1 protein-coding gene and 1 pseudogene are annotated in these 1,072 nt (G+C 49.5%); both read right to left on the bottom strand.

Translation table 11 applies throughout. The annotated features are described in order from the left end of the window. A pseudogene (locus R7P35_RS26050) lies at positions 1-185 on the bottom strand (hypothetical protein); the annotation flags it as partial. Between the two features lie 10 nt (positions 186-195). Then, on the bottom strand, positions 196-1,072 hold an 877-nt coding region (locus tag R7P35_RS26045), incomplete at its 5' end, for an LruC domain-containing protein (RefSeq protein ID WP_318093364.1).

Genomic DNA, 1,072 nt, shown 5'->3' with positions numbered 1-1,072 from the left:
TCACCAATCTCGAATGAGAAGTCTCGTTCCGCCACGATGTCAGCCGTATTGTCGAGACCCTGAACCGATGGCGTCGGTGTTGCTGCCGGAGGCGTGGTTGAGCCACCACCTCCACCGCCGCCTCCACAAGCTACGGTTAATGCCGAAATCAACGTCGTCATAAGCAGTTTTGTAGAATGTTTCATGTCAGGCTCCTTACTGCTGAGTTGCAGGAATTACTTTGTTAGCGGTTGAGGCTTGGTACCACGTTGTTTCTGACTCGCCACTGCTGGTTACCCAAGTTGGAAAATCGGGATACGCTTTACTGATGTCGACGTTTTCAATCGGATGATCCCACTCGTCACGGATGTTGATCGCCCACGGCATGTTGTTGTTCGTCAAGAATGACTCAGCGCCGCCGGAGTTATCATCATGCAGGTTGAAAAAAGAGTTATTCATCTCACTGGTTCCCGCAAAGGACTTGAAGTGCGTTTGCCAACTCATACCCGGAGGGGTGGCAGTAAAATCACCGTGATACGAGTCTTTCGAAGCAAAGATGAATGAATCGTAAGGCGGATAGCCAACTTGCTCACGTGAAACAGGCGTCGATAGCTCAACGGTGAGCTGATAATTCAGAACATCTGACGTTTGCTGACTCACACACGCGGTTTGAGTGCGATAAAAAGTACAATTGCTGTCTAACTCACCCAATGCTTCTAAGTCTTTGCGCAAGTTTTCTGAGACCACAAGCACCGCCTCACCGCCAGATTGCACCACTTGATGAGTGACGGGTTCGCCATTTCGAGTCAACACGGTCGACGCAATATTGGCAGGGTTAACATTTGGTAGATGAACCGCAAAACCGTTGGAGAACCCAGCTCCCATCGCCTGTAAGGTGTAATCGAATGTAATATTTTTGATTTCACGCTGACCATTTAGCAGTTCGGTAATGCGATAACGCCACACCACATCGTTGAAATCGTAGTCGCCCATTAGCGGCCAGCGATCTTCAAACGCCATCGTCGCGTACGTGTCTGAGCTTGGATAAACCGAAGTTACCGTCACTTCTGGGTTGTTTTCTTGCACCAATGGC

The organism is Vibrio sp. Vb0304, assembly GCF_033338995.1.
Taxonomy (GTDB): Bacteria; Pseudomonadota; Gammaproteobacteria; order Enterobacterales; family Vibrionaceae; genus Vibrio; species Vibrio alginolyticus.
This window is presented reverse-complemented; position numbering and strand designations above follow the sequence as displayed.